Below are 22,916 nucleotides of genomic sequence, written 5' to 3'. Positions count from 1 at the left end.
CTACGGTGTGACATTGCACTAGCACAACCTTTTGACTGGACGCGATCTCGCGTACCGCTCCCCCGCTGTCGGTTGCGGACCGGCCCGATCGCGGGTCGCTGGCACCTCACTCAGATCGGTGTCGGCGGCGTCTGCCTCCTCCTCTCCGTCGTCATCGCCGTGCTCTTGTTCAAGCGCTCCGCGCAGGTCACACGCGAAGAAGGTGCAGAGGCATAGGCGTACCGTGGGCTGATGGGTGAGTACCGTGAGTTCGCGCCGCCGACCGGGCTGATTTCCGTTGTGGCGTGCTTGTGGGAGAACGACGGGATTCGCGAGCAGGTACAGCGGGTCGTTCCTGACGGGTGTGTCGATCTGGTGTGGCTGAACGATGAGCTCCTCATTGTCGGCGCCGACACCGGCCCGGTGCTGTTCGCCCCGACGGGTGGGGGCGAACGGGTCAGCGGGATCCGACTGCGGCCGGGTGCCGCAGGCGCCGTGCTCGGTATCCCGGCGTCGGAAGTGCGCGATGCGCGCGTGCCAGCAGCAGCCGTGTGGCCGGAGTTCGCGGTATCACTGGGCGGAGCGCTTGCGCTCGCGGATCCAGCCGATCGTCTCGACGTGCTGGCCCGCGCCGTGCTGCAGCGGAAGGGCGAACGCGACTGTCTCGTCGCTGCCGCAGCAATTCGGCTCGCAGCTCCATCCGCGCGGATCGGGACTGTCGCCGCTGACCTCGGAGTGAGCGAGCGGCACCTGCACCGACGCACGGTCGCCGCGATCGGATACAACCCGAAGACGCTCCAGCGGGTCACCCGGATGCGACGGCTGATCGCGATGTCCGAGCATTCGAGTCGGCTGCCGCTCGCTCAGCGCGCCGCCGCCGCGGGCTACGCGAGCCAGGCACATATGTCCGACGACGTGCGCCGACTCACCGGACTCACTCCTGTCCGATTCCTGGAAGACGCCTCGCTCACTGCCGCCTAGCGTGGACGACATGTCCATCGATCTCCACGCCGCCCGACAGTTCCTCTACAACGACGCCCGCCTGTTGGAACGGCACCTCGCCTCGACGCTGCTCGACAACGCTCCTGCTGAACCGGTCCTGACCGCGCTGCGCGCCTATCGCACCGACGACGGCGGCTGGGGTCACGCCCTCGAACCCGACCTCCGGGGCCCCAACAGCCAGGTTTCGGCCGCCATGTCCGCCCTAGGCGTGCTCGCACAGATCGACGGATCGGGCAATCCGTTGATCATGGAGACTGCCGACTGGCTGCAATCGGTCACCCTCCCAGACGGCAGTGTGCCGCACGTGCTGCCCACTGCATCCGCCTACCCCCGCGCCCCATGGATGGAGCCGAACGACGCGGGCTTTCTCACCTACAGCACCGCCGCGCACCTGTGGAGCCTCGGCGCCGACCACCCGTGGCTCAGGTCCGCCACCGGATGGTGCTGGAAGCAGATCGAGACCAAGGAGCTCGCCGGGTACGAGGCCGTCTTCGCCCTGCGCTTCATCGACGCCGTACCAGAGCCGGCGCGCGCGGCACGCGCGGTCGAACGGTTCCGGCCCAGCCTGCGTCCTGACGGCAGCATCCCCATCCCAGGCGGAGTCGACGGCGAACGCGTCACGCCCCTGCAGTTGTCGCCGCGACCGGGAGCACCGAGCCGAGCCCTGTTCCCCGACGACCTCATCGAAGCGGGCCTGGATAAGCTGGAGAACGAGCAGCTTGATGACGGCGGCTGGGACTTCGACTTCCTGCACTGGTCGCCCGGACAGATCGTGGAATGGCGCGGCATCGTCACCCTCGCCGCCCTTGACACCCTACGGACCCACGGCCGCGTCGCCGGAGATGTCCCGCGCCACTGATGCGTATGGGGCGAGGTGGGGCACCGCTCAGCCGCCCTGCACCGTGCCCCGGGAGCATGCGATGACTGCCCCGAGGTCGACACCGTACGTCGGCCCGGCACCCCGCTCGTACGCCTCCAGCCGACCCGCCGCCCGCTCGATCAGGCGCGCCGCACCGACGGCGTTGCCCCGCTCGTGGTGGGTCAGACCCACGCACAGCTGAGCCAAGCCCTGCCACAGCTCACGCTCTTCCTCCGGGCACGACTTCCACCGCACCTCGAGGGCCTCATGGGCCGCGAAGGGCCGCCCGTCGTCGAGCAGCCTGCGGGCGTACGCCAGAGTCTCGGCCGGCGGAAGCGGCTCCTCCGAGATCGGCTCGACGCCGACCTCGCCGTACGGCAGCGGCCGCCCGAGCGCGTCGCGCGGTCGAGCCTGCTGCGCACGCCCTTGATCGTTCCGATCGCGATCGCTCACCATGTCAGCCTCCTCGGCTCCCACCATACGGACCCGCTGAGATAACCGATTGCGCGGGACGGCTGGGCCGGTGACGCTCAGCCCATGGAGTTCTTCTGCTACCACCGCGACCGCCCAGGGTCGACGCCGCTGCGCACCCAGATGGTCGAAGAGCATTGGACCTACATGGACCAGTACGCCGCGACGATGATCGCCCGCGGCCCGACGTTCACCAGCGACGAGACGTTGACCGGGAGCGTACACATCCTCGACCTCCCCGACGCGACCGCAGCTCGCACCTTCGCCTTCGAGGAGCCCGGCTACCAGGCCGGCGCCTATCGCGACGTGCTGCTGCGGCGGTGGCACAACACGCTCGGTCGCACGATGTGGGACTTCGACGACCGCCGGCCAGATGCCGACCGATACCTCGTTCTCGGCCTCTCAGAACCTGCGGCGGAGCCGATCGACCTGCCGCGCGGCGACGACCTGATCGCGTGCGGGCCGCTCCTGTCAGACGACGGATCCATGATCCTCGGCGCGGCGGTGCTGCTGCAGGCAGCCTCCGCCGACGCAGCCCAGCAGGTCCTCTCCCCCGACCGCTTCGCGTCGATCGAGGTCCACCAGTGGGACTTCGGCGGGCGGTCCGACTGAGACACCCACAAATGCACGAAGGGCCCCGACTGCAGAAGCAGTCGGAGCCCTTCGAGTTAAATCAGGAGACGCGGACGTTCTCAGCCTGCGGGCCCTTGGGGCCGGCGGTGACGTCGAACTCGACCTTCTGGTTCTCGTCGAGCGACTTGTAACCGTTGGTCTGGATAGCGGAGAAGTGAACGAACACGTCCTCGCCGCCACCGTCCTGCGCGATGAAGCCGAAGCCCTTGTCAGCGTTGAACCACTTGACAGTACCCTGAGCCATGATCTTGTTCCTTTGTTCGGTGCTGGGACACTGTGCCCCGAGCTGCTGAAGACATCCACACCTGAGCTGATGTCCAGCGAACCGAAAACCAGAAGTAAAAGATACAAGCCGCGACTTGGTGTGCGGCCAGGACGGCATTCGTGCCCGTCCCTTCAACAAGACCAACTGTAGCGCATCTGCCCCAGGTTCGTGGTTTCGACGTTCTTCGGCGCGGCGGATCAGGCCCGCGCCGCCTCCCCGCTCGTTCCTTCGGCACCGGCATCGAGCAACCGGATCGTCTCGTCGAACTCGGCCTCGATGGCCGGGTTCTCCTTGTAGGTCAGCAAGCTGACCACCACCGCGACGATCGAGTTGAGGATGAAGCCCGGCACGATCTCGTACATCTGCGAGCTGAGCGCGTCGATGTTGCCCCACACGACGACCGTCACCGCACCGACCACCAGACCGGCCAGGGCGCCGGCCGCGGTGAGCTTCCGCCACCACAGCGCCAGCAGGATGATCGGGCCGAAGGAGGCGCCGAAGCCCGCCCAGGCGTAGGCGACCAGATCGAGTACGGTCCCGCTCTTCGGCCAGGCCAGCACGGCCGCCACGATCGCGACCCCCAGCACAGCGAGCCGGCCGAACATGACCAGCTGGCGGTCGGAGGCATCGCTCTTGAAGACCGCCTTGTAGAGGTCCTCCACCAGAGCCGAGGAGGTCACCAGGAGCTGCGAGGAGATCGTGCTCATGATCGCCGCGAGCACGGCGGCGAGCATGATGCCGGCGACGAGCGGGTGGAAGAGGATCTGCCCCAGGGCGATGAAGACCGCCTCCGGGTCCGTCAGCGTCGCGTCGGGGTTCTGCTGGTAGTAGGCGATGCCCACCAGGGCGGTGCCGACCGCGCCGAAGAGGCTCAGCAGCATCCAGCCGATGCCGATCCGCCGCGCAGCAGCGGCCTCTCCTGCCGTACGCAGGGCCATGAACCGGACGATGATGTGCGGCTGGCCGAAGTAGCCCAGCCCCCACGCCAGGGCCGAGACGACACCGAGGAAGGTCGCCCCTTCGACCATGCTCAGCCGCGCCGGGTCGACGGCACGGATGCTGTCCAGGGTCTCGGACGGCCCGCCGGTCACGAAGACACCGACGACAGGGACAAGGATCAGGGCGAGCAGCATGATCGCGCCCTGTACGAAGTCGGTGTAGGAGACCGCGAGGAAGCCACCGAAGAGCGTGTACGCCACCACGACCGCCGCGACCACCAGCATGCCGGTGTGGAAGTCGGTGTTGAAGGAGCTCTCGAAGAAGACGCCGCCGGCGACCATTCCCGAGGAGACGTAGAAGGTGAAGAACACCAGGATCACCGCCCCGGAGGCGATCCGCAGCAGGCGCGAGGAGTCCTTGAGCCGGCTCTCCAAGAAGCTGGGCACGGTGATCGAGTCGCCCGAGACCTCCGTGTACGTCCGCAGCCGCGGCGCCACGATCTTCCAGTTGAGCCAGGCGCCGACGGTCAGGCCGACAGCGATCCAGCCCTCCATCAGCCCGGTCGCGTAGATCGCGCCGGGAAGGCCCATGAGCAGCCACCCGGACATGTCCGAGGCACCCGCACTCAGCGCACTCACCATCGGGCCGAGGTCACGGCCACCCAGCATGTAGTCGTCGAGGTTCGAGGTGCGCCGGTACGCCCAGGCGCCGATGCCGAGCATGGCGACCAGGTAGGCCACCAGCGCGAGCATTTGGTAAGTCAGGTCTGACATCAAGACTCCTTGATCGGGAAATGCCGCAGAAACCTATCCCGTCAGCCGCGTTTGGCTGTGATCGGCGTCGCAAGACACCGGTAAGGCACGCCTGAGGTCGCTTGCCACCGACCCGCCGGCCCGCTGAGACCGTGGCAGGGTGGTCGCCATGGCGACCATCCATGGCATCGAGGCGACCGCTGCCCAGCTGTCTGCACTCGCACTGACCGGCTATGGCCACTTCACCTCGATGCACGTCGAAGAAGGCGCCGTACGTGGCCTCGACCTGCACATCGAACGCCTGATCGGCAACGCCCGAGTCGTCTTCGATGCCGATCTCGACCGCGACGCGTTGGTGGCCGACATCCGCGCGGCGATCGCCGGATCATCCGTGTCCTACACGCTGCGCGTCACCGTGTTCGACCCGGCGATCAACCTCGGGAACCTCGGGACGGTCACCGCGCGCCCCGTTCCCCTGATCACCACCCGCCCCAGCGGCGCCGGGCCGCTTCAGCCGCTGCGCGTGCGGACGGTCGCCTTCCAGCGCGACACCCCGGAGATCAAGCACGTCGGCCTCTTCAGTCCGCTCCACCTACGCTTCGCCGCGAGGAGAGCGGGCTTCGACGACGTCCTCTTCACCGACCCCACCAGCACCAACGTCTCCGAGGGAAGCACCTGGAACATCGGCTTCGTCACTGCCGACGGAACCGTGCTCTGGCCCGACGCCCCGGTCCTTCCCGGGGTGACCATGACGCTCCTCCAGGCCGCCGGCGGGCACGTCCTGCGGTCCGTCGCGGCCACTCAGATCGGCGAGATGCGAGCGGCGTTCGCGACCAACGCGAGCATCGGCGTGCGCCCGATCAGCATGATCGACGACCACGGCTTCGATCCGGACGACCCGGTGATCTCGGAGCTGCAGCGGATCTACGCAGCCATCCCGGCGCACGGGGTCTGACGCACGGTGACAGATATCTGACAGACGACGCTTGGATATTGGCCGCCATGAAGAGTCGAATTGCTCGTTATCTCCTGACCGCGCTCCTCGCAGCTCTTGCCATGTTGGGCCTCAGTGTCGCGGCCGCCCCCTCGGCGTCGGCGATGTTCATCGAACCCGGCTGCGCCCAGGCGCCCGACGGCAACGCGTACATGCAGATCTACGTCGTCGACGACCCGTCGGCTCCCATCAAGATGGGGCGCTGGACGAATCAGCACCGTTGGTACGACTACGGCTCCTACAACCTCGCCAACGAGTACGGCGAGCGCCGAGTCGTGAACTGCCAGTGGGGCGGCGCCCGAGTTCAGCTCTGCTATGGGTACGGCGGCACGAACTGCGCCATCACCATCCCGGCAGGTCACGTGTGGGAAGGGTCGATCACCCCGATCAACTCGGTGAGGCTTCTCCGCTAGGCGTCATGCGACGATGGGCCAGCGCTGCTCGGACGCTGCTATCCGGTAGACGAACTGGCCGAATGCCGCCTAGCGGTCTTGGTGCTCGACGACGCGAAGCGCGCCGGAGGGGCAGCGCCCGATCACCTCTCGCAGGGTCTGTGCGGTGCTCTCGGAATCGGCCCGCGCGGGGTCGATCCACGGCCGCGCAGTCGTGTCGAACACGGTGGGCATCCCCCGCACACACTCGGCCGCATGCCGACACACGTCGCCGTCGAAGGAGACATCGATCAACGGTCCCGTATAGGTCTTGCGCGCCATGATCAGTCCTTTGCCGTGGAAGGCGGGATCCGCCTCACGAGCTCGACGTACTCGCGGTGGCGGCCGATCCAGTCCTTGATGAAGGGGCACAGCGGCATCACCTTGCGCTGGCTGGAATCGCGTACGTCGTCGAGCGCGAACCTCGCGATCGCCGAGCCGACACCCTTGCCCTCGAGGGCGGGGTCGACCTCGGTGTGCGTGAAAACGATCAGGTCATTGGCGAGGATGTACTCAGCGAATCCCACCACGGATCCATCCACACGCGCTTCGTAGCGCAGGCGCTCTGGCGCATTCGCGACCTCGATCTCGATGTCTGTCATCTTCTTGTCCTCGCTCGGGGTCTGGGAATGTCCAGGCACACAATCACCATTAGATGCTTGCACAAACAATCATATCGACGACTCGCACCAAAGCAAGAGGCGCGCCGCGACCTCGAAACGGAGCGAGCGCTCGCGTCGGCCGAGGGCCGAAGATCAGCGAGCGCGCCGGCGTACCGGTGGCCCGACCTCGGCCTGGGCGATCGCCGCGAGAGCGTCCGTCAACGCCACCAGATCGACACCCTGAAGATGGTCCATCACATGGCGGCGGACGCTGTCGAGGTGCGTCGACCACGCCTTCTTCAGGCACTTCAGGCCGGCAGGGGTCAAGCAGGCGAGCTGACCGCGGCGGTCCGCCGACGAACGAACCCGCTCGACCAGACCCGCCCGTTCCAACCGCTCCACGACCCGGGTCAACCCGCTCACCGAGATGACCACATAGTTGGCCAGCTCGCTCATACGCAACGAGCGCTCTGGAGCCTCGGAGAGGTTCATCAGCACCGCGTAATCCGTGAGCGTCAGCCCCTCAGACTGCACGAGGTCGGAGTCGAGCACTCGCGGGATCACGAGGACTGCGCGCGCCAGAGCGCGCCAAGCCGCTTCCTCTTCCGGCGAGAACGGGGCGACCTCCCCCGCTGCTTCGCGCCGAGCATCCATACCAGGAGGCTAGCGCGTAGTTGCTTGACGTAACAATGATCCGGTACGCGGCGACTGATCCTGTCAGTCGCGATGCCGGTAGCGCAGCCAGACGAGACCGTCGCCGATGGACTCGACGTGCTCGAGCGTGAACATCGCGGTCGCGTCGCTCGCGCCGTACCACAGGGGCGCCGACCCCGAGCCCACGACGACCGGGTGCACGAGAAGGCTGATTTCATCGACCAGGCCCTGCGCCAGGAGTGCGCCGGACAGCCCACCGCCACTGTCGATCCTGACCGTCTCCGCCCCCTGCTCGGCAAGCCGTTCGAGCGTACGCCGCAGATCGACACGCTCTCCGGGCTGATCGGCTTCGATGCGAATCGCGTCGCGCCAGTGACCGGCGTTGCGAAGGGCCTCCCATGCCGTGACCCGCCCGCGACTGTCCACGACCGCCAGGAGCGGCCCGTCCGGGTCCGGGCCTGGCCCACGCGGGCCGGCGGCCAGGGCCTGCTCCTGGGCCAGGATCGTGTCGGCGCCGACGAGCGTCACGTCCTCGTGCCACGTACCGATGAGCCCGTAGAAGACGCCCATGTCGGGCGCGAATTCGGTGGTCGCGCCGTCGAGCGAGACCGCAACGTGCGAGATCACCCGCGGGCGCGACCTGCTCGACATCATGGTTCGATGCTACGACCGAGAACGAACACATTCGACTGTGATGTTGCCTCGGCGGCATCGCACGAGATCGAATCGGTATTCGACGCCACCCTGAGGACGAACCTACGGTGATCAGCACCGTCATGTGACTTGGATCACTCCCTGACAGTCACGACGGCTGGGACAGGAGCCTCAGATGAAGAACGTCATCCGTCGATCGATCGGCCCGGCGATCGCGATCATGTGTGGGTTGGCACTGGTTCCACCTGCGGCGGCAGCCCAGGTACGCGGCGCCATGACCGCGCCCGCGAGCGTCTCGGCCGACGAGGCACAGCCGGGAGTTTCGCACCCCGATGCCCCTGGCATCCGTCTCGCAACAGGCAGCGGCGTCACGAAGCTCCCCCGCCCCCGCGGTCCATTCCTGGACATCACCGACTTCGGCGCGTCCGAGACCGCGACCGCCCTGGCGAACCAGGCCGCGATCAACGACGCGATCGACGCGGCCGCGGCCGATGGCGGCGGAACGGTGGTGATCCCGTCCGGCGAGTTCAAGACCTACACCGTCCGGCTCAAGAGCGATGTGGGGCTCCATCTCGCCGCACCCGACTCCGTCCTCCGCGCCGCGATCGCCGGCACCGGGCCGGGACAGGAGGGTGGCTTCTACGACGCGCCCGAGGTCAATCTCTTCGTCGGACTGCAGGATCACGGCCACAGCCACTGGGCCAACAGCCTCATCTACGGCGAGAACGTCGAGAACGTGATGATCTCCGGCCCCGGGCTCATCGACGGGAGCAGGATCGAGAACGGCGTCACGCGCAACGTACTCACCGGCGGGGACCCGCGAGAGGTCTCGGTCCGCACCGACTCCGGGACCCCCGGCGACGGCAACAAGGCGATCGCCCTCAAGAACGCCGACGACATCGTCTTCCGCGACTTCCGGCTGAAGAACGGCGGCCACTTCGGCATCATCGGGACGGGCGTGATCGGCTGGACGATGGACGGCATCCTGGTCGACACGAACCGCGACGCGGTCGACATCGACGCGTCCCAGGACGTGACGGTGCGGAACTCCATCTTCAACTCACTCACCGACGACGCGATCGTGCTGAAGGCCTCTTTCGGTCTCGGCCGCTTCCTTCCGCTGCAGAACGTGCTGATCGAGAACTCCACGGTGAGCGGGTACGACGCTGGCTCCGTGCTCGACGGCACCTACTCTGCCCGCAAGCTCGTCGCGACCGACCAGGACGGCCCGACGGCACGCATCAAGCTCGGGACCGAGGGAACTACCGGCTTCAACACGGTGACCGTCCGCGACGTGACCTTCGACCGCTCCCGCGGATTCGCCGTCGAGACGGTCGACGGCGCAGACACCCATGACATCGTCTTCACCGACGTCCGGATGCGCAACGTCAGCAGCTCCCCCATCTTCATGCGCATCGGAGACCGTGGCCGATCACCGGTGACCGGCATCAGCACCGACGAGTCCACCAACGCTGCGAACAACGTGCGCCTCGACGACACCGGTTGGGTGCTTCCCAACCTGCCGGAGAAGTACGGTCACCATCCCGCGACCCGCTACGTCCCCTCGTACGCCAAGTCGAACCGCGTGGAGGTCGATGGCGGAAGCGCCTTCTCGATCGTCGACCCGAACCAGCCGACGCGACTGAACCCGAACTCGATCGCCCCTCAGGACCCGCTGTACGCCAACGCCGTCGGACCTGGGTTCGCGACGTTGCGGGACGTCCTCATCAGCGACGTCGTCATCGAGGATGTCGACCCCCGCTACCCCGTGCTTCTCGCCGGCCTGGTGGACCACCCGATCGAGAACGTCACCATCCACGACGTCTCCATCGAATACCGCGGTGGCCTGACGATGGACCATGCGGTCGAGCAACGCCAGCTGAACCAGTCATGGGCCTACACAGGCCATCAAGCCGCACCCGCAAGGCAGACTCTGCCCTGGCTCGCCAACACGTTCTTCGCCAAGAACGAGGCCCTGCTCCCCCGCGTCGGCTGGGACCAGAAGGCCGGCGGCGGAGCCGGAGGCTGGGTCCCCGACCCCTACAACGTCCCGGAGATGCCCCGTGAGTATCCCGAGCCGAGCAACTTCGGGATCCTGCCGGCGTACGGAATCTATGCCCGGCACGTCACGGGCCTGAAGGTCTCTGACGTCTCGCTGCGCACCACGACCGGAGACAGCCGACCCGCCGTCGTGCTCGATGACGTGAGCGACTCGGTGTTCGTGGACTTCAAGGCGACCACGAAGCAAGGGGTCCCGACGTTCGTCAAGGTCACGAACACCAAGAAGCGCGAAGCGGTGCGCGAGTACGTCAAGGACCAGCCCTACCGCACCACCAGCGTCAACAACGTCACGCTCCCCGACCGTGCCTCGGTGCGAAACGTCACCGTGGACCGCCCGGCGCCTGGGACTCCTCCCGACTCCTTCTACCAGGCGCCGACCGCGCCGAGCGCCGAGCACCCGTATGCCTACGACGTCCCCAACTCGGCCTACCCGCAGCCCCTGACCGTCTACCGGCCGACCTTCGACCCGATCCCCGACCGGACCATCGGCAAGCAGGAGCCCGTGCGGTTCACGGTCGTCGCCCTGACGCCCGCCACCGGCGTGACCCTCGAGTACGCCGCGGAAGGACTCCCCCGCGGAGCCACCTTCGACCCCGAGTCACGACAGTTCTCCTGGACCCCTCAGAAGGGACAGGCCGGGCGCCACACTGTGACGTTCGTCGTCGACGACGGTGTCATCCCCGTGCGGGAGGAAGTCGTGCTCGCGGTGAAGTGAAGTCGCGGATGACTCGGGTTTCAAGCGCCCCATAACCGACGAACGGGGCACGCGATGCGACCGCCCAGAACCCGTCGCCGGAAGACGAGGGGTCGCGTCGCTGCTCCCGCGGTCACGTCGTCACGAGATCGATCACGTAGACGTACTCATCATCGCCGTTCACGCCGGCCCGCGTGAAGCCCACACGCTCGAGGGTTCGCTGTGAGGCGAGATTGTCCTCGTCCGTGTGGGCGACGATGCGGGACAGCCCGTGTTGGCGGGCCAGAGCCACGAGCGCGTGGGCCACCTCTGCTGCGTAACGTCTCCCTCGCGCGGATGGAACGAGCCCGTATCCGATCTCGACGGAGCCGTTGTTTGGCCTGCCCTTGAAACCGATGCCGCCGATCGTCATCCGGTCAACAGTGCGCGTGATCCTGTAGTAGCGGAACGGACCTTGATCATCATGTGTGCCCGAGGCCTCGAGGAATGCGGCCAGAGCGAAGAGATCCCCACCCAAGGGGTAGCTCTCCGCCCAAAGATCTTCGCGGCCGGGTCGGCGCGCGATGATGCGTTCAGCTTCGGCGGTGTCGACCGGATGCAGCGTCAGCCGATCGGTCTGCAACTCGGTCACGGCGGGTGATGAGGTGACGTCTGCGCACGGTCGGGGTCGGCACATTCCCGGGTCAGTCGGCATTTCGGCGAGCCTCCTGGGTGTCGCGCAGTAGCCCCCACGTGTCAGCGACGGGACCAACGTGGCCGAGCTTGTCCGGGTTCATCACGGCGCGGATCGTCTGGACCTGTCCGTCGAAGATCTCCAGTGTCAGGGTGTTCACGACTCGGCCCTCCTGGTCGCGGAGAACCGCGCCGGGGTGACCGTTGATCTGTTGCAGCTCCACGATTCCGCCGATCCGCAGGAATGGCGGCGCAAGCGTGGCGAGGAGTCGAGACACCTTCTCGGCGCCGAGAATCCCACTACCCCATCGGGGCGCGTTGCCGCCGCTGTCTCCGATCATGGCGACATCGGCGGCGAGGAGGTCGCGCAGCCCATCGACATTCCCCTCGCTGAAGGCGTCGAAGAACTGTTCGGCGAGCTGGTCGCGCGCCTCACGGTCGGCATCGAATCGAGGGCGCCCGGCGTCCATGTGTCGGCGAGCCCGTGCCGCCAGCTGGCGGCACGCCGCGTCAGAGCGTCCTACGGTCTCGGCGATCTCGTTGTAGTCGAAGTCGAACACCTCCCGCAGGACGAAAACGGCACGTTCCAGGGGACTGAGTCGCTCCATCAGCACGAGGGCCGCCATCGACATGGAGTCGGCGAGCTCAGCCGAACGTTCTGGATCCTGGTACGGGTCGCCGAGCAGCGGCTCGGGGAACCACGGCCCGGGATAGGTTTCCCGCCGCTTCCTTGCCGAGTGGAGGACGTTGATCGAGACCCTGGTGACGATTGCCGACACGAACGCCTTGACCGATGTCGGGGAGGTCGGTGAAGCATCCCACCGGAGCCACGTCTCCTGTACGGCGTCCTCGGCCTCGCTCACGCTGCTCAGGATTCGGTACGCGATCGAGAAGAGCAGGGGACGCAGCTCTTCGAACTGGGCGGCCTTCTCGCTCCGTGTCATTGCAGCTCCTCTTTGAAGCCCTCTCGCCATGACGGGTAGCTCAGCTCCCAGCCGAGCTCTCGCTTGGCCTTGGCGTTCGTGAAGCCACGCCCCTCGGTCATCAGCGTCACCGCGAAGTCGCCGGCAAGCACCCGGGCAAGCCAGACGGGGACCCGCATGGGCGGTTTCGCGCCCGCACAGGCCGCGAGGTGGGGTAGCCACTCGCTGACCGGAGCCGGCTCATCGTCGACGATGTTGAACACCCCCTGTGCCTTCTGCTCCAGGGCGAGGACCGTCGCGTTGGCGGCGTCGTCGAGGTGCACCCAGGACGTGTGACCGGCACCGCCACCGACGATCGGAAACTGTCGCTTGCGTACGACCGCGACGGTGTCGTCGATGGCACCTGGCCCGTAGAGCCAGCCGTACCGCAGGGCAGCGCCGTCGACCTCGGCGATCGCGTCTTCGAGGTGACGGATCGCGTTCGCTCCTGGACGCATCCGCCCCTCCCCCGGGTCCAGCGGGTCCTCCTCTGTCTTGACCCAACCGCCGGTGCGCTCGCCGTTCCAGCTGGCGTAGCTCTGCGCCACGATGTGGGAGACACCGGTTGCCTGAGCTGCGGCGATCAGATGGTCGGTGCCTTCGCTTCGGAGGCGGTTGGTGGTGGCGAACCATCGGTCAGGATGCTTCATGTCGGGCTTCGGGGAGATGGAGGTCATCTGGTGCGCGATCGCGTCCGGCTGTGCAGCTGCAACCGCCTCACCTACCGAGGCTGCGTCGAGTCCGTCCATCAACACGCCTTCGGCACCCATCTGGTCGAGCATGGGCAGCTTGGCCTCGCTTGTCGTCGTTGCGGTCACCCGGTGGCCACGGCGCACCAGTTGGGGCACGAGTCGCCGGCCCAGCACGCCGGTCGCGCCGGCTACGAACACATGCACGTGTCTCTCCTCCTCATGTCGTCGGGCCACGCGGTCAGGTGTCGCCGCATCACCAGGGCACCGGGCCTTCCTCGGCGAAGAATCCGGCGGTCGGTCCGTCGGCACCGAGGGTGGCGAGGCGCACCAGAATCGCGGCGCCCTGCGTGACGGTGAGGAAACCGCTGTGGTTGTTGCTGTCCGTGGCGACGTAGCCCGGCGCGACGGCGTTGACGAGGATGTCGTCCTTGCGCAGCTCGTTGGCGTACTGCACTGTCAGGGCGGTCAACGCAGTCTTCGAGGGTGAGTACGCCGCTGATGGAACCAGTCCCGCGAGAGGCCCGTCGGGGTCGCTGTTGAGCGTCAGCGATGCCGCGTGGCTGGCGACGTTGACGATACGTGGTGCTGGCGATCGACGCAGGAGGGGGAGCATCGCGTTGGTCATGGTGATGACTCCGAAGACGTTCGTCTCGAACACCGCCCTGACCATGTCCACGTCGACAACGCTGGGGATCTGGTTCTGTGCGTCATCTGGTGCGACCTGACCCGATCCGGTGATGCCGGCATTGTTGATCAGTACGTCGAGGTGGCCGTAACGTTCTTCGACCAGCTGGGCGGCGCCACGAACGGTGATGGGATCAGTGACGTCCACGGTGATCGCATGCGCGTCGCAGCCGACGGCTCGGAGCGCCGCCGCAGCCTCTTCGCCGCGTGCCGCGTCTCTGGAGCCGATCAAGACCGTCATGCCAAGCGCGCCGAGCTGCTCAGCTGCGCCGCGCCCGATGCCCTTGTTCGCTCCCGTCACCAAAGCGACGGGTCGGTGGGTGGTGGTCTGCTGGTTCAAGGCAGGTCCTTGCTGGTGGGAGGGTGAGCTCGGCTGTCAGAGCCCGTCTTCGAACCTGAGACAAGGCAGCACGGCAACCTGTGACATGCGACGGCAAACGTGCGTGGGCGCCGGGTCACCAGTGAGCGATGAGCGGTTCTCCCGGTTCCCCACGGCGCCAGGCCTCGGCGAGCCGAGCGAGGCGGTTGGGCGCTGCGATACCGCGCACAGTGGTGATCCTGCCGTTGTTGATGTCGAACCCGACTGCGCCGACCACCTGCTCTCCCGTGACGAAGAGGATCGCAGCACCACCGTTGACGAGCGCGTAGTAGACGGTGGGCGTACCGCCGGCCAGTCGCCGTTTCGCAGGCGTGGGCTTGAAGCCTGCTCGCGCGACAGCAGCGATGCGCTGCGGGGTGTCGTACTGCAACAACGTCTCGGTCAGCCCGGCGCCGTCGGAGATCGCGGTCGCGTCGTCGGTGAGCAGCCTCACCAACCGTTCGGTGCTGCCGGACGAGGCAGCGGCGAGGAATTCCTCGACGATCCTGCGGGCGGATGCCCGGTCGACTTCACCGCCGCGACTACGCGCGGTGGTGAGACGGCGCCGGGCACGGTGGAGATGCTGCTGGCTCGCGGATTCGGCGATGTCAAGGATCTCGGCGATCTCGCGGTGACTGTAGGAGAACGCTTCGCGCAGGATGTAGACGGCACGTTCGTGGGGCGACAGGCGCTCCATGAGGGTCAGCACCGCCAGGGAAACCGATTCGCGCTGCTCGAAAGTCCCTGCCGGACCGAGCATGGGGTCACCGTCGAGGAGCGGCTCGGGCAGCCAGTCGCCGGCGGTGCGCTCACGACGGACTTGTGCCGAGCGAAGCTGGTCGAGGCACAGGTTGGTGACGACTTTGGTCAGCCATGCTTCCGGCACCTGGATCTGCTGCCTGTCAGCAGCCTGCCAGCGCAGGAAGGCATCCTGCACGATGTCTTCGGCGCCGGCTGCGGATCCCAGCAGCCGGTACGCCAACGAGGCCAGCCGGTTTCGGCTGGCCTCGAACCGATCCGTGTCGAAGCGATCAGCGGCGCTACTCGTCACCTTCGTCACTCTAGACGGCTGCGCGATCGTCGCCTCGGCTGGACGCATTCGCTGCGGGGGTCAGGCGTCGCCGGCGCTTGGGCATGCCGAAGGTTGGGTGCGACACCGCCCACAGTGAGATCGTGACGATGCCCGCCTTGATCCGCGCGGCCCTGCGACCGCCCATGTATTTCGGCTTGGGATGTCCTGTGGCGTCGACCGTCTGGAGAATCCCATCCTTCCGTCCCAGGCTGATGTGGTTGCCCGGGTAGACGAGCTTGGTGTGTGCGATCTTGCGGCCGGTCAGACGACCCACGATCGCGTCCAAGGCCTGCCCACCGGTGTAGCCGGCCGAAGCGCACGACATCGGCAAGGGCAGGCCGTTGTCGCCGATGGCGTAGACGCTGTCACCTGCCGCGTAGACGTCCGGGTGCGAGACCGAGCGCATGGTGCGATCCACGACGATCTGACCGGTCGCGGCCACCTGCACTCCGCTTGCGGCAGCGATCGGGTTCACGGAGAAGCCGCCGGTCCACACGGTCGCGTCGGACGCGATGACCGTGCCGTCGGTGGCGATGACTCGTGTCGCCTCGACGGCTTCGATGGTGGTGTGCTCCACGATGGTGATGCCCAGCCGCTCGCAGGTCCGGCGTAGGTGGCGGCGGCCGCCAGGTGAGAGCCGCGCACCCAGCTCTCCGCGGGCTACCAACGTCACCGAGAGGTTCGGCCGGGATTCGGCGAACTCGGCGGCGGACTCGATGCCGGTCCACCCATCGCCGACTACCACCACCCTTCCGCCCTCACCAAGCTCGTCCAGGCGCTCGCGGAGGTACAGCGCAGCCGGACGACTGGTGACGTGGAAGGCGTGCTCGGCAATTCCCGGGACGCCATTGTCGGCGACGGCGCTGCCCATCGCGTAGAGAAGGGTGTCGTACCCGATCTCGCCGCCACCGTCGGCGTCGGCCACGGTGACGATCCGGCGTTCGGGGTCGAGGGCGGTGACTCGGGCCACGCGTAGCCGTATCCCGGTACCCGCGAACACGTCGGCGAGTGCTGGACTGTCGATCTCCTGACCAGCCGCAAGCTGGTGCATGCGCAGCCGCTGGACGAAGTCTTCCTCAGCGTTGATGACGGTGACCTCCGTGTCTGCCGGGGACAGTCGGCGCACCAGGTTCCCGGCCGTGAAGGCTCCGGCATAGCCGGCGCCCAGGACCACGATGCGGTGCTTCATGCGTTCTTCATGTCGGTTCCGTTGCTCCATGCCACTTGAGCGGAATGAAGCGCTGATTGATGACACACATGAAGTGTGAGGTGGATCACATGTGGACTCGATGGTCGTCAGCGGAAGCGCTTCACGGCTAGCTCAGTACGGCTGACGCGACGTTGGGCCCAGCGCTTCTGGTCACGATCGCCACCGCTTTGCTCACCGCCTGCGGAACCAGTGATGCGCCGGCGAGCCGGTCCAGCGCCACATCCGACGGACCGACCACGGCGGCGTCGAGAAGACCGGCCCTGGCGGTTAGGCGGCCTTGACCACGACTGCGCCCTTCAACATGATCACGTCGCTACCCTCGAGCGTCACTGTGAAGTCAACCGTCAACGAGTCCTTGTCGACGGAACGGACACGTCCCTCGCACCGCAGATACGAGCCGAGCGGGGTGGGCGAGGTGAAGCGCGAACTCATCGACTGGACCGCATGAAGCGGGCACCATGACGTCACCCATCTACCGACGAACGCCATCGACAACATGCCCTGCGCAATGACCTCGGGGTATCCAGCCTGTTGGGCCGCCGTATCGCTCAGGTGCAGCGGATTGTTGTCCCCAGAGGCTGCGGCATAATCGGCCAGCATCGATCGGGTGACAGGCCCGAAGACGGCCGACGGCACGGAGGTCATGTCAATCATGAGCTATCCCCTCTGTCCCCACCAACCAGGTGCACTCCGACGTGGCAACGACTTCGCCCTCCCGGAGGAACAGGTTCGATGTGAGTATGTACCCCAAGGTCTTGCTCTTGGCCCCCGCGCCAGTGATGCTCCGCTGAACTCGAACGCGGTCACCCGCGTAGATCGCCGAGCGAAAGTAGAACACCTGCTCCCCATGGAGGACCGTCGCGGCGTCGAGGCCCAGCTCGCGTATGAAGCGAAGAGTGTCTCGATGGTCGATCTCCAAGGTGATCAAGAACGTCGGCGGAACCGGAACATCCTTCATCCCCGTCGCTCGAGCACGTTCGGCGTCGTGGTAGATCGGGTTCGTCTCGCCGATAGCGGAGGCGAATCTGCCGATGGCATCCCTCGTGATGTGGCGGTCGAAGGCTTCGAGCTCTCGACCGATGAACGTTGTGAGTTCAGCTTCCATGTCAAAGGATCGTTCCGAGGTAAGCAGCGCGCACGTCTTGCGAGCTACGCAACTCGCCGGCAGCTCCACTGACCGTGATGCGACCCTGTTCAAGCACGTGGCCGTCCTGCGCCAAACTCAACGCGTCGTCAGCCATCTGCTCGATGAGCAGCACGCCGGCACCTGTCTCTGCTGCGATCAGCTGGATCAGCCGGAACACCTCCTGGGTGAGCTTCGGGCTGAGCCCGAGCGACGGCTCATCGAGTAGTAGATACTTGGGCGCTGACGCCACGGCTCGGGTCAGAGCGACCATCTGCTGCTCTCCGCCGGAGAGCTGGCCGGCACGCTGACTCCATCGCTCTCTCAACACTGGGAAAGCATCAAGAAGTGTCTCTACTTGCCGCATCGACGCCTTACGGCGGCCCCGAGCAGCGAAGGCGCCCAGACGGACGTTCTCGGCGACAGTCAGCCCGCCGAAGAGTCTCCGGCCTTCAGGAACCATGATGATCCCTGCACGCGCTCGCTGCGCCGCCGACAGCTTCTGGACTGATCTGTCTTCAAGAGTGATACTCCCGGACCGAGTGGCGAGAAGACCGCAGATGGTTCGCGCCAACGTCGACTTCCCCGCACCGTTCGATCCGACCACAGCCGAGATTCGGCCGGGTTCCAACTTCAGGCCGATCGATGCGACCACCGTCGCTCTCCCATAGCCGGAGCTGACGTCGTCGACGACAAGACTCATAGTTGCCCTCCTTCGGTAGCTACGTGATCGTGGGAATGGCGGTGCTCGCCGAGGTAGACGTCCATGACGGTGCTATCGGAGAGGACCTCGGATGGCGTTCCACGGGCGATGACGGCTCCTTGCGCCATACAGGTGACTTCGTCGGTGACGGCGGAGATCAGATCCATGTGGTGCTCCACCAGGATCATGCTCAGACCGTTGGAGCGTAGTTCCGTAAGCAGACGGCCGAGTTCGACGACTTCCGTGGAGTTGAGGCCCGCGGCCGGCTCGTCCAAGATGAGAACCTTTGGCTCGCTGGCGAGCGCCCGCGCGATCTCGAGCGCCCGCGCTTTTCCGTACGCCAAGCTGCCGGCTGACACTTGCGCCTCCTCGAGGAGGCCTACACGTCGCAAGAGCGCAAGTGCCATCTGCTCCAGCTCCGCCTCCCGGCGATACTGCGAGCGCAGCTTCAGCGCGGCGGTCCACCAGGAGAGCTGCCCGGTGTCGGCGAAGCCAGCTTTGACGTTCTCGAGAGCCGTGGCCCCGCTGAACAGCTGCGGCGTCTGGAACGTTCGCGCGAGCCCTTGGCGGATCACTTGGTCCGGGCGCCTGCCGGATATGTCCACCCCACCGAGCCGCACCACGCCGTCGTCCGGGCGGTACGCCCCGCTGATGAGGTTGGCCAATGACGACTTACCGGCTCCGTTCGGCCCGATTACGCCATGGATGCTTCCTTCCTGCAGCCGCAGGTCGACATGGTCGACGGCCAGCAGTCCACCGAACCGCTTCGTCACACCGATCACGTCAAGCGCAGCGGTCGCCTGAGCACGCGCGGATGTGCCGGTCGCCAAGCCTGCGATCGAAGAGGCATCGAGCGACCCAGGTGGAACACCGTGAGAATCACGCTGCGTGCGCTTTGCCACGAAGTCCGACGCGGTTCCGATGATTCCGCGGGGAAGGACGAAGAGCGCGATGACAAGGATGAGCCCGATGATCCCAGGGGTGGACAGGTACCACTGTTCGCTGAGGTAGTCGCGCTGCAGCCTGGTGATCCCCTCAAGCGCCTCCGAACGCTCTAGCCAGACGACGATCACGGCTCCGACAGCCGGCCCCATGACGGTTCCGCTGCCCCCGAGGATGACAGCAAGCAATATCGTGATGGAGAAGAACACGTCGAACGACTCCGGCTGCAGATGCGCGAACAACAGTGCATAGAAGATGCCACCCAGGCCCCCGAGCGCACTTGAGATGGCGAACGCCGCCACCTTCCGCCGGAACACGTGAACGCCGAGGTGCGAAGCGAGCATGTCGCTCTCGCCGACGGCCCTCAGGGAGCGGCCCCATGCCGAGCGGCTCAAGTTTCGGTACAGCACCAGCGCCACCACCGTCAGCAGAAGCACCAACACGAGCACAGACGCGAACTGGCCACCGTACAGCGGCGGTACGAAGGTGAACCCGAGAACGGTCGCATCTGACAAAAGCCCGGTCTCGTGCTGCAGCACGTTCGGATAACCCGATGCCGCGCCGAGCACAGGCCACTCCACGAGGACCTTGTGGACGAGCACGGCCAGCACCAGCGTCACCATCGTGAACTGAGGACCCCGCAGGCGCGCAGCTCCAAGCGCGAGGAATACCCCGAGGAGTGCGCACACGAGCAGGCAGATGGGAATCGCTATGAGAACCGGCAGACCTCCCTTGAGCGAGAGGTAACCAAAAACGTAGGCGCCCATGGCGTACATCGCGCCCTGTCCGAGTGAGATGAGGCCGGCGAAGCCTGACACGAGGTTGAGGCCGACGGCCGCAACGGTTGTACCGGCGATCAGACCGATGAGTTGCATGTGAGCAATCGCCGTCCCGTCGCCATCGAGGCCCGGCGCTATCGCGACGAAGCAGATCAGGACGAGAAGCGCGAGGAACAGCGCGTCTCGACGCTGCGGCGAGATGCGTGACCAGCGCTCCCGGATACTGGTCACCGTTATAGAGAATTGCGTCATCGTGTTCCTCCATGCCCGGCGGCTGGCCGAATCGTGTGTGTGTTGACAGGCCATAGCGAGGCGTCAGAGTTTGACGGCTACTCGCCGCTCCAGCAGCCCTTCAGGGCGGAACATCAGGACAGCTAGGACAACCAGGAGACCGGACACCTCGCCCCACATGACGCCGATGGACTCTCCGACTGCCGTCGTGACCAGGCCGTAGATCCCTCCGCCGACCAAAGGACCCCATAGCGTTTTGAGGCCGCCGATGATGCCCGCGGCGAACGCGCCGACAAGCAGTGGTTCGCCTAACTGCGGGGAGACGCCCACCTCTGCCGCCCAGAGAACACCGGCGAGAGCCGCCACGGACATCCCGAGGCCGTAGGCGATCATCCCGATGCGCCCAGGCGACACCCCCATGAGCGAGGCCGCTTCAGCGTCCTGCGACACGGCTCGCATGCGGACGCCCAACCCGCTCGATCGAGTCAGCACGACCAAGACGACCGTGACCAGGACCGCTGTCAATGCAATGAGACCCTGTTGCGCGAGGATTCGGGCCCCGAAGAGCTCGACGAACCCATCCGTCTCGCCCAAGGCGAGCGGCTGGCGCATCACACCCTCCCCGTTGGTGGTCAGGTTGATGATGATGAACGAAATGCCCACTGTCGAGAGGATCCACCGTGAGTCGTTGTGCCCGCCAGTGGTGAATGGCAGAACGATCAGCCGATATGTGAGTGCACCCAGCAGGCCGACGACGACTACGACGATCACGATCTTCGCTGCAGCTGGGAGCCAGCCCCATTGGCTGACTCCCAGCGCAAGGAACGCTGCCACGACCATGAACTCGCCCAGCGCGAAGTTCAGCGTGTTGGTGGTCAGAAAGGTCAGGACGAAGCCCTGTGCGACGAGCGCAAAAAGGCCGCCTGCAGCCAGTCCGGCGACAACGATCTCCATGTGATCTCAGCCCCTCAACAACCGCGTTCGATGCACTGAGCGACCGTGCCGTCCGTCACGATGTCGCCCTTGGCCGAGTCATCGAATCCCAACACGTGCCACTTGGTGATGTCGTCGTCGTAGAACTCTCCGTCGCGGGGCGCAAAGGGCGTCTGATACTTCAGTCCCTCGACTTCGACGCTCGGGACTGCTTCAATCGCGTCGCGCACTGCTTCGCGATCAGAGCCACCTACCTTGAGGCCTTGTCCATAGGCGTCCAGTGCCGAGTACACATTGAAGACAACCGTGGGCAGCTGGGGTTCTTCGCCATAGGCTGCTCGGTAGTCGTCGAGCATCTTCTGAAAGGCGGGGCTGTTCAGGTCTTCTCGCTCAACGAACTTCAGGCCTTCCCACTCGTCAGGCTCGGACAGCTCCCGATAGTTCGCAAGAACGTTGCTCGTCGTCGTCTTGCGCACCGGGTCGAACCCGACGACCTTCATGTCTCGCGTGACGGTGGCGATATCTGACCCCGAGGTGAAGTTGAAGAACATCGAGTTGACGCCGGCGTCTTGCAATCTCTTGGCCCCAGCAGTGAAGTCGGTGGCGCCGGACTGCATCGACTCGCCGACCACCTCGACACCATGCTTCTTTCCGAGCTCTTCGTACTGCTCCACCGCCGCCTGCCCGAACGCGTCAGCCGCGTATGCGATGCCGACCACCGGGTCCTTCCCGTCGATCTTCGAGAACACCACCTGGCTGTTGACGTCGTTCAGTACTGCGCCTGACCACTGCGTCCTGAACGCGTAGTTCTTCTCGCCGGCCGTCGGGACGAGTGCGGGGTTTCCCGCCGACACCAGGAAGTAGGGCCGCTTGGATCGAGCGATGACATCAGCAATCTGCAGCGCCGGTGCGGATGTCGGAGGACCGAAGACCGCATCGACATCGTCCTCGTTCAGCAGCTTCTGCACAGCGCTCGACGCGCCTTCGGGTGATCCCGCGTCGTCCTCGTAGATGAAGTTGAGCTCGAGGCCGTACCGCTTCTCGATGACAGGTGTGGCCAACTCGATCCCGCGCTTGGTGTCCTCATAGAACTGCGGGGCGGGCCCGGTCCGTGGACCGATCACGCCGATCGTCGCATCACCACTGCCTGAAGCCGATGTCGGCTCCGCGCCACAAGCACTGGCGAAGAGCAAGGCCGCCAGGACCGGCGCCATCCATCGTGGGTGCATCAGAACTCCTTCCGACGGGCGGCGCATCGTGCGCCATGCCTCCGTATTCCGTGACGTCAGTCACATCACGGTGACGAAATACTATAATCATGATTCATGCTTGTCAATATCCTCGTGTTGCCTGATGCTCATCGCTGGCGGTGGCGCCTCCCTGTCTCCCTCCGTGGATTGCGCGAGCTGCCCGCGGTGGGCGACGCTCGCCAACGAAACCTGGAGTAGCCCAAGGCTGGTTTGTGGCCGGCACGGTCCCCGATGTGACCGAAAACCAGGCGGGTGATGCATCGGGGAAGAAGAGCGGACCGAATACGAGTGCGCCCACCTTCCCGAATATGAAGA

At 66.0% G+C, this 22,916-nt stretch carries 25 protein-coding genes; 6 read left to right on the top strand and 19 right to left on the bottom strand.

What is annotated here, in order from left to right:
- The first annotated feature begins 231 nt into the window (after positions 1-231).
- Entirely contained in the window at positions 232-960 is a 729-nt protein-coding gene (locus BJ988_RS07230; RefSeq protein ID WP_179657404.1) for a helix-turn-helix domain-containing protein, read from the top strand.
- A 10-nt stretch (positions 961-970) separates the two neighbouring features.
- Positions 971-1,840 carry a hypothetical protein gene (locus BJ988_RS07225; protein WP_179657403.1) on the top strand — a complete coding sequence of 290 codons (870 nt, stop codon included), beginning with the start codon at positions 971-973 and terminating at the stop codon, positions 1,838-1,840.
- Between the two features lie 27 nt (positions 1,841-1,867).
- On the opposite strand, the gene BJ988_RS07220 is transcribed toward BJ988_RS07225, so the two are convergent.
- Positions 1,868-2,296: a DUF309 domain-containing protein gene (locus BJ988_RS07220; RefSeq protein ID WP_179657402.1), complete on the bottom strand. Its 429-nt coding sequence runs from the start codon at positions 2,294-2,296 to the stop codon at positions 1,868-1,870.
- 81 nt (positions 2,297-2,377) lie between these two features.
- Between BJ988_RS07220 and BJ988_RS07215 the strand changes: the two genes are divergently transcribed.
- Entirely contained in the window at positions 2,378-2,923 is a 546-nt protein-coding gene (locus BJ988_RS07215; protein ID WP_179657401.1) for a YciI family protein, read from the top strand.
- 61 nt (positions 2,924-2,984) lie between these two features.
- On the opposite strand, the gene BJ988_RS07210 is transcribed toward BJ988_RS07215, so the two are convergent.
- Positions 2,985-3,188: a cold-shock protein gene (locus BJ988_RS07210; RefSeq protein ID WP_045547499.1), complete on the bottom strand. Its 204-nt coding sequence runs from the start codon at positions 3,186-3,188 to the stop codon at positions 2,985-2,987.
- 218 nt (positions 3,189-3,406) lie between these two features.
- Complete coding sequence (gene putP, locus BJ988_RS07205; RefSeq protein WP_179657400.1) at positions 3,407-4,921, bottom strand: sodium/proline symporter PutP; 1,515 nt, start codon at positions 4,919-4,921, stop codon at positions 3,407-3,409.
- A gap of 148 nt (positions 4,922-5,069) precedes the next feature.
- On the opposite strand from putP, the gene BJ988_RS07200 reads away from it, so the two are divergent.
- Positions 5,070-5,855, top strand: a complete 786-nt coding sequence (locus tag BJ988_RS07200; RefSeq protein ID WP_179657399.1) for an aminotransferase class IV — start codon at positions 5,070-5,072, stop codon at positions 5,853-5,855.
- Between the two features lie 47 nt (positions 5,856-5,902).
- A complete protein-coding gene (locus BJ988_RS07195; protein ID WP_179657398.1) occupies positions 5,903-6,307 on the top strand; it encodes a hypothetical protein in 405 nt (134 codons plus the stop codon).
- A 69-nt stretch (positions 6,308-6,376) separates the two neighbouring features.
- On the opposite strand, the gene BJ988_RS07190 is transcribed toward BJ988_RS07195, so the two are convergent.
- From BJ988_RS07190 to BJ988_RS07175, 4 genes are all read right to left on the bottom strand, one after another.
- Complete coding sequence (locus BJ988_RS07190; protein ID WP_179657397.1) at positions 6,377-6,607, bottom strand: (4Fe-4S)-binding protein; 231 nt, start codon at positions 6,605-6,607, stop codon at positions 6,377-6,379.
- A 2-nt stretch (positions 6,608-6,609) separates the two neighbouring features.
- Positions 6,610-6,927, bottom strand: a complete 318-nt coding sequence (locus BJ988_RS07185) for a GNAT family N-acetyltransferase (RefSeq protein WP_179657396.1) — start codon at positions 6,925-6,927, stop codon at positions 6,610-6,612.
- Between the two features lie 153 nt (positions 6,928-7,080).
- Complete coding sequence (locus BJ988_RS07180; protein ID WP_179657395.1) at positions 7,081-7,581, bottom strand: MarR family winged helix-turn-helix transcriptional regulator; 501 nt, start codon at positions 7,579-7,581, stop codon at positions 7,081-7,083.
- A gap of 63 nt (positions 7,582-7,644) precedes the next feature.
- The gene (locus tag BJ988_RS07175; protein WP_179657394.1) at positions 7,645-8,235 is read right to left on the bottom strand and encodes a RibD family protein; all 591 of its coding nucleotides are present in this window, start codon (positions 8,233-8,235) and stop codon (positions 7,645-7,647) included.
- Between the two features lie 175 nt (positions 8,236-8,410).
- Here BJ988_RS07175 and BJ988_RS07170 point away from each other — a divergent pair, with 175 nt between their 5' ends.
- Positions 8,411-11,011, top strand: coding sequence for a putative Ig domain-containing protein (locus BJ988_RS07170; RefSeq protein WP_179657393.1), 2,601 nt, complete (start codon positions 8,411-8,413; stop codon positions 11,009-11,011).
- Positions 11,012-11,123: 112 nt separating this feature from the next.
- Here BJ988_RS07170 and BJ988_RS07165 read toward each other — a convergent pair whose 3' ends face one another.
- From BJ988_RS07165 to BJ988_RS07110, 12 genes are all read right to left on the bottom strand, one after another.
- The gene (locus BJ988_RS07165; RefSeq protein ID WP_179657392.1) at positions 11,124-11,621 is read right to left on the bottom strand and encodes a GNAT family N-acetyltransferase; all 498 of its coding nucleotides are present in this window, start codon (positions 11,619-11,621) and stop codon (positions 11,124-11,126) included.
- A 52-nt stretch (positions 11,622-11,673) separates the two neighbouring features.
- Complete coding sequence (locus tag BJ988_RS07160; protein WP_179657391.1) at positions 11,674-12,606, bottom strand: RNA polymerase sigma-70 factor; 933 nt, start codon at positions 12,604-12,606, stop codon at positions 11,674-11,676.
- Positions 12,603-13,520: an NAD-dependent epimerase/dehydratase family protein gene (locus tag BJ988_RS07155; protein ID WP_179657390.1), complete on the bottom strand. Its 918-nt coding sequence runs from the start codon at positions 13,518-13,520 to the stop codon at positions 12,603-12,605. Before BJ988_RS07155 ends, BJ988_RS07160 begins: the two co-directional genes overlap by 4 nt.
- A gap of 49 nt (positions 13,521-13,569) precedes the next feature.
- Positions 13,570-14,340 carry an SDR family NAD(P)-dependent oxidoreductase gene (locus BJ988_RS07150; protein ID WP_179657389.1) on the bottom strand — a complete coding sequence of 257 codons (771 nt, stop codon included), beginning with the start codon at positions 14,338-14,340 and terminating at the stop codon, positions 13,570-13,572.
- A gap of 115 nt (positions 14,341-14,455) precedes the next feature.
- Positions 14,456-15,409 (bottom strand): sigma-70 family RNA polymerase sigma factor, encoded by a 954-nt coding sequence (locus tag BJ988_RS07145; RefSeq protein WP_179657388.1) that lies wholly within the window; start codon positions 15,407-15,409, stop codon positions 14,456-14,458.
- Positions 15,410-15,419: 10 nt separating this feature from the next.
- Positions 15,420-16,619: an NAD(P)/FAD-dependent oxidoreductase gene (locus BJ988_RS07140; RefSeq protein WP_179657387.1), complete on the bottom strand. Its 1,200-nt coding sequence runs from the start codon at positions 16,617-16,619 to the stop codon at positions 15,420-15,422.
- A gap of 288 nt (positions 16,620-16,907) precedes the next feature.
- A complete protein-coding gene (locus BJ988_RS07135; RefSeq protein WP_179657386.1) occupies positions 16,908-17,294 on the bottom strand; it encodes a MaoC/PaaZ C-terminal domain-containing protein in 387 nt (128 codons plus the stop codon).
- The gene (locus tag BJ988_RS07130) at positions 17,287-17,745 is read right to left on the bottom strand and encodes an FAS1-like dehydratase domain-containing protein (RefSeq protein WP_179657385.1); all 459 of its coding nucleotides are present in this window, start codon (positions 17,743-17,745) and stop codon (positions 17,287-17,289) included. Before BJ988_RS07130 ends, BJ988_RS07135 begins: the two co-directional genes overlap by 8 nt.
- Position 17,746: 1 nt before the next feature.
- Entirely contained in the window at positions 17,747-18,466 is a 720-nt protein-coding gene (locus BJ988_RS07125; RefSeq protein ID WP_179657384.1) for an ABC transporter ATP-binding protein, read from the bottom strand.
- A complete protein-coding gene (locus BJ988_RS07120; RefSeq protein WP_179657383.1) occupies positions 18,463-20,439 on the bottom strand; it encodes a branched-chain amino acid ABC transporter ATP-binding protein/permease in 1,977 nt (658 codons plus the stop codon). The genes BJ988_RS07125 and BJ988_RS07120 overlap by 4 nt, the downstream gene beginning before the upstream one ends.
- 63 nt (positions 20,440-20,502) lie before the next feature.
- Entirely contained in the window at positions 20,503-21,372 is an 870-nt protein-coding gene (locus tag BJ988_RS07115; protein ID WP_179657382.1) for a branched-chain amino acid ABC transporter permease, read from the bottom strand.
- A gap of 14 nt (positions 21,373-21,386) precedes the next feature.
- Positions 21,387-22,580: an ABC transporter substrate-binding protein gene (locus BJ988_RS07110; protein ID WP_179657381.1), complete on the bottom strand. Its 1,194-nt coding sequence runs from the start codon at positions 22,578-22,580 to the stop codon at positions 21,387-21,389.
- Positions 22,581-22,916: the final 336 nt, after the last annotated feature.

Origin of the sequence: Nocardioides panzhihuensis (genome assembly GCF_013408335.1) — a bacterium.
GTDB lineage: Bacteria > Actinomycetota > Actinomycetes > Propionibacteriales > Nocardioidaceae > Nocardioides > Nocardioides panzhihuensis.
Note: the sequence above shows the minus strand (reverse complement) of the source record. Positions and strands in the feature narration are given on the sequence as shown.

What these genes read in the sequence shown, in the direction of transcription:
- BJ988_RS07135 (WP_179657386.1), bottom strand. Translation starts at nt 17,294, where the DNA reads ATGATTGACATGACCTCCGTGCCGTCGGCCGTCTTCGGGCCTGTCACC.
- BJ988_RS07125 (WP_179657384.1), bottom strand. Translation starts at nt 18,466, where the DNA reads ATGAGTCTTGTCGTCGACGACGTCAGCTCCGGCTATGGGAGAGCGACG.
- BJ988_RS07210 (WP_045547499.1), bottom strand. Translation starts at nt 3,188, where the DNA reads ATGGCTCAGGGTACTGTCAAGTGGTTCAACGCTGACAAGGGCTTCGGC.
- BJ988_RS07230 (WP_179657404.1), top strand. Translation starts at nt 232, where the DNA reads ATGGGTGAGTACCGTGAGTTCGCGCCGCCGACCGGGCTGATTTCCGTT.
- BJ988_RS07170 (WP_179657393.1), top strand. Translation starts at nt 8,411, where the DNA reads ATGAAGAACGTCATCCGTCGATCGATCGGCCCGGCGATCGCGATCATG.
- BJ988_RS07160 (WP_179657391.1), bottom strand. Translation starts at nt 12,606, where the DNA reads ATGACACGGAGCGAGAAGGCCGCCCAGTTCGAAGAGCTGCGTCCCCTG.
- BJ988_RS07120 (WP_179657383.1), bottom strand. Translation starts at nt 20,439, where the DNA reads ATGACGCAATTCTCTATAACGGTGACCAGTATCCGGGAGCGCTGGTCA.
- BJ988_RS07195 (WP_179657398.1), top strand. Translation starts at nt 5,903, where the DNA reads ATGAAGAGTCGAATTGCTCGTTATCTCCTGACCGCGCTCCTCGCAGCT.
- BJ988_RS07215 (WP_179657401.1), top strand. Translation starts at nt 2,378, where the DNA reads ATGGAGTTCTTCTGCTACCACCGCGACCGCCCAGGGTCGACGCCGCTG.
- BJ988_RS07115 (WP_179657382.1), bottom strand. Translation starts at nt 21,372, where the DNA reads ATGGAGATCGTTGTCGCCGGACTGGCTGCAGGCGGCCTTTTTGCGCTC.
- BJ988_RS07175 (WP_179657394.1), bottom strand. Translation starts at nt 8,235, where the DNA reads ATGATGTCGAGCAGGTCGCGCCCGCGGGTGATCTCGCACGTTGCGGTC.
- BJ988_RS07130 (WP_179657385.1), bottom strand. Translation starts at nt 17,745, where the DNA reads ATGGAAGCTGAACTCACAACGTTCATCGGTCGAGAGCTCGAAGCCTTC.
- BJ988_RS07180 (WP_179657395.1), bottom strand. Translation starts at nt 7,581, where the DNA reads ATGGATGCTCGGCGCGAAGCAGCGGGGGAGGTCGCCCCGTTCTCGCCG.
- BJ988_RS07110 (WP_179657381.1), bottom strand. Translation starts at nt 22,580, where the DNA reads ATGCACCCACGATGGATGGCGCCGGTCCTGGCGGCCTTGCTCTTCGCC.
- BJ988_RS07185 (WP_179657396.1), bottom strand. Translation starts at nt 6,927, where the DNA reads ATGACAGACATCGAGATCGAGGTCGCGAATGCGCCAGAGCGCCTGCGC.
- BJ988_RS07140 (WP_179657387.1), bottom strand. Translation starts at nt 16,619, where the DNA reads ATGAAGCACCGCATCGTGGTCCTGGGCGCCGGCTATGCCGGAGCCTTC.
- BJ988_RS07225 (WP_179657403.1), top strand. Translation starts at nt 971, where the DNA reads ATGTCCATCGATCTCCACGCCGCCCGACAGTTCCTCTACAACGACGCC.
- BJ988_RS07190 (WP_179657397.1), bottom strand. Translation starts at nt 6,607, where the DNA reads ATGGCGCGCAAGACCTATACGGGACCGTTGATCGATGTCTCCTTCGAC.
- BJ988_RS07220 (WP_179657402.1), bottom strand. Translation starts at nt 2,296, where the DNA reads ATGGTGAGCGATCGCGATCGGAACGATCAAGGGCGTGCGCAGCAGGCT.
- BJ988_RS07200 (WP_179657399.1), top strand. Translation starts at nt 5,070, where the DNA reads ATGGCGACCATCCATGGCATCGAGGCGACCGCTGCCCAGCTGTCTGCA.
- putP (WP_179657400.1), bottom strand. Translation starts at nt 4,921, where the DNA reads ATGTCAGACCTGACTTACCAAATGCTCGCGCTGGTGGCCTACCTGGTC.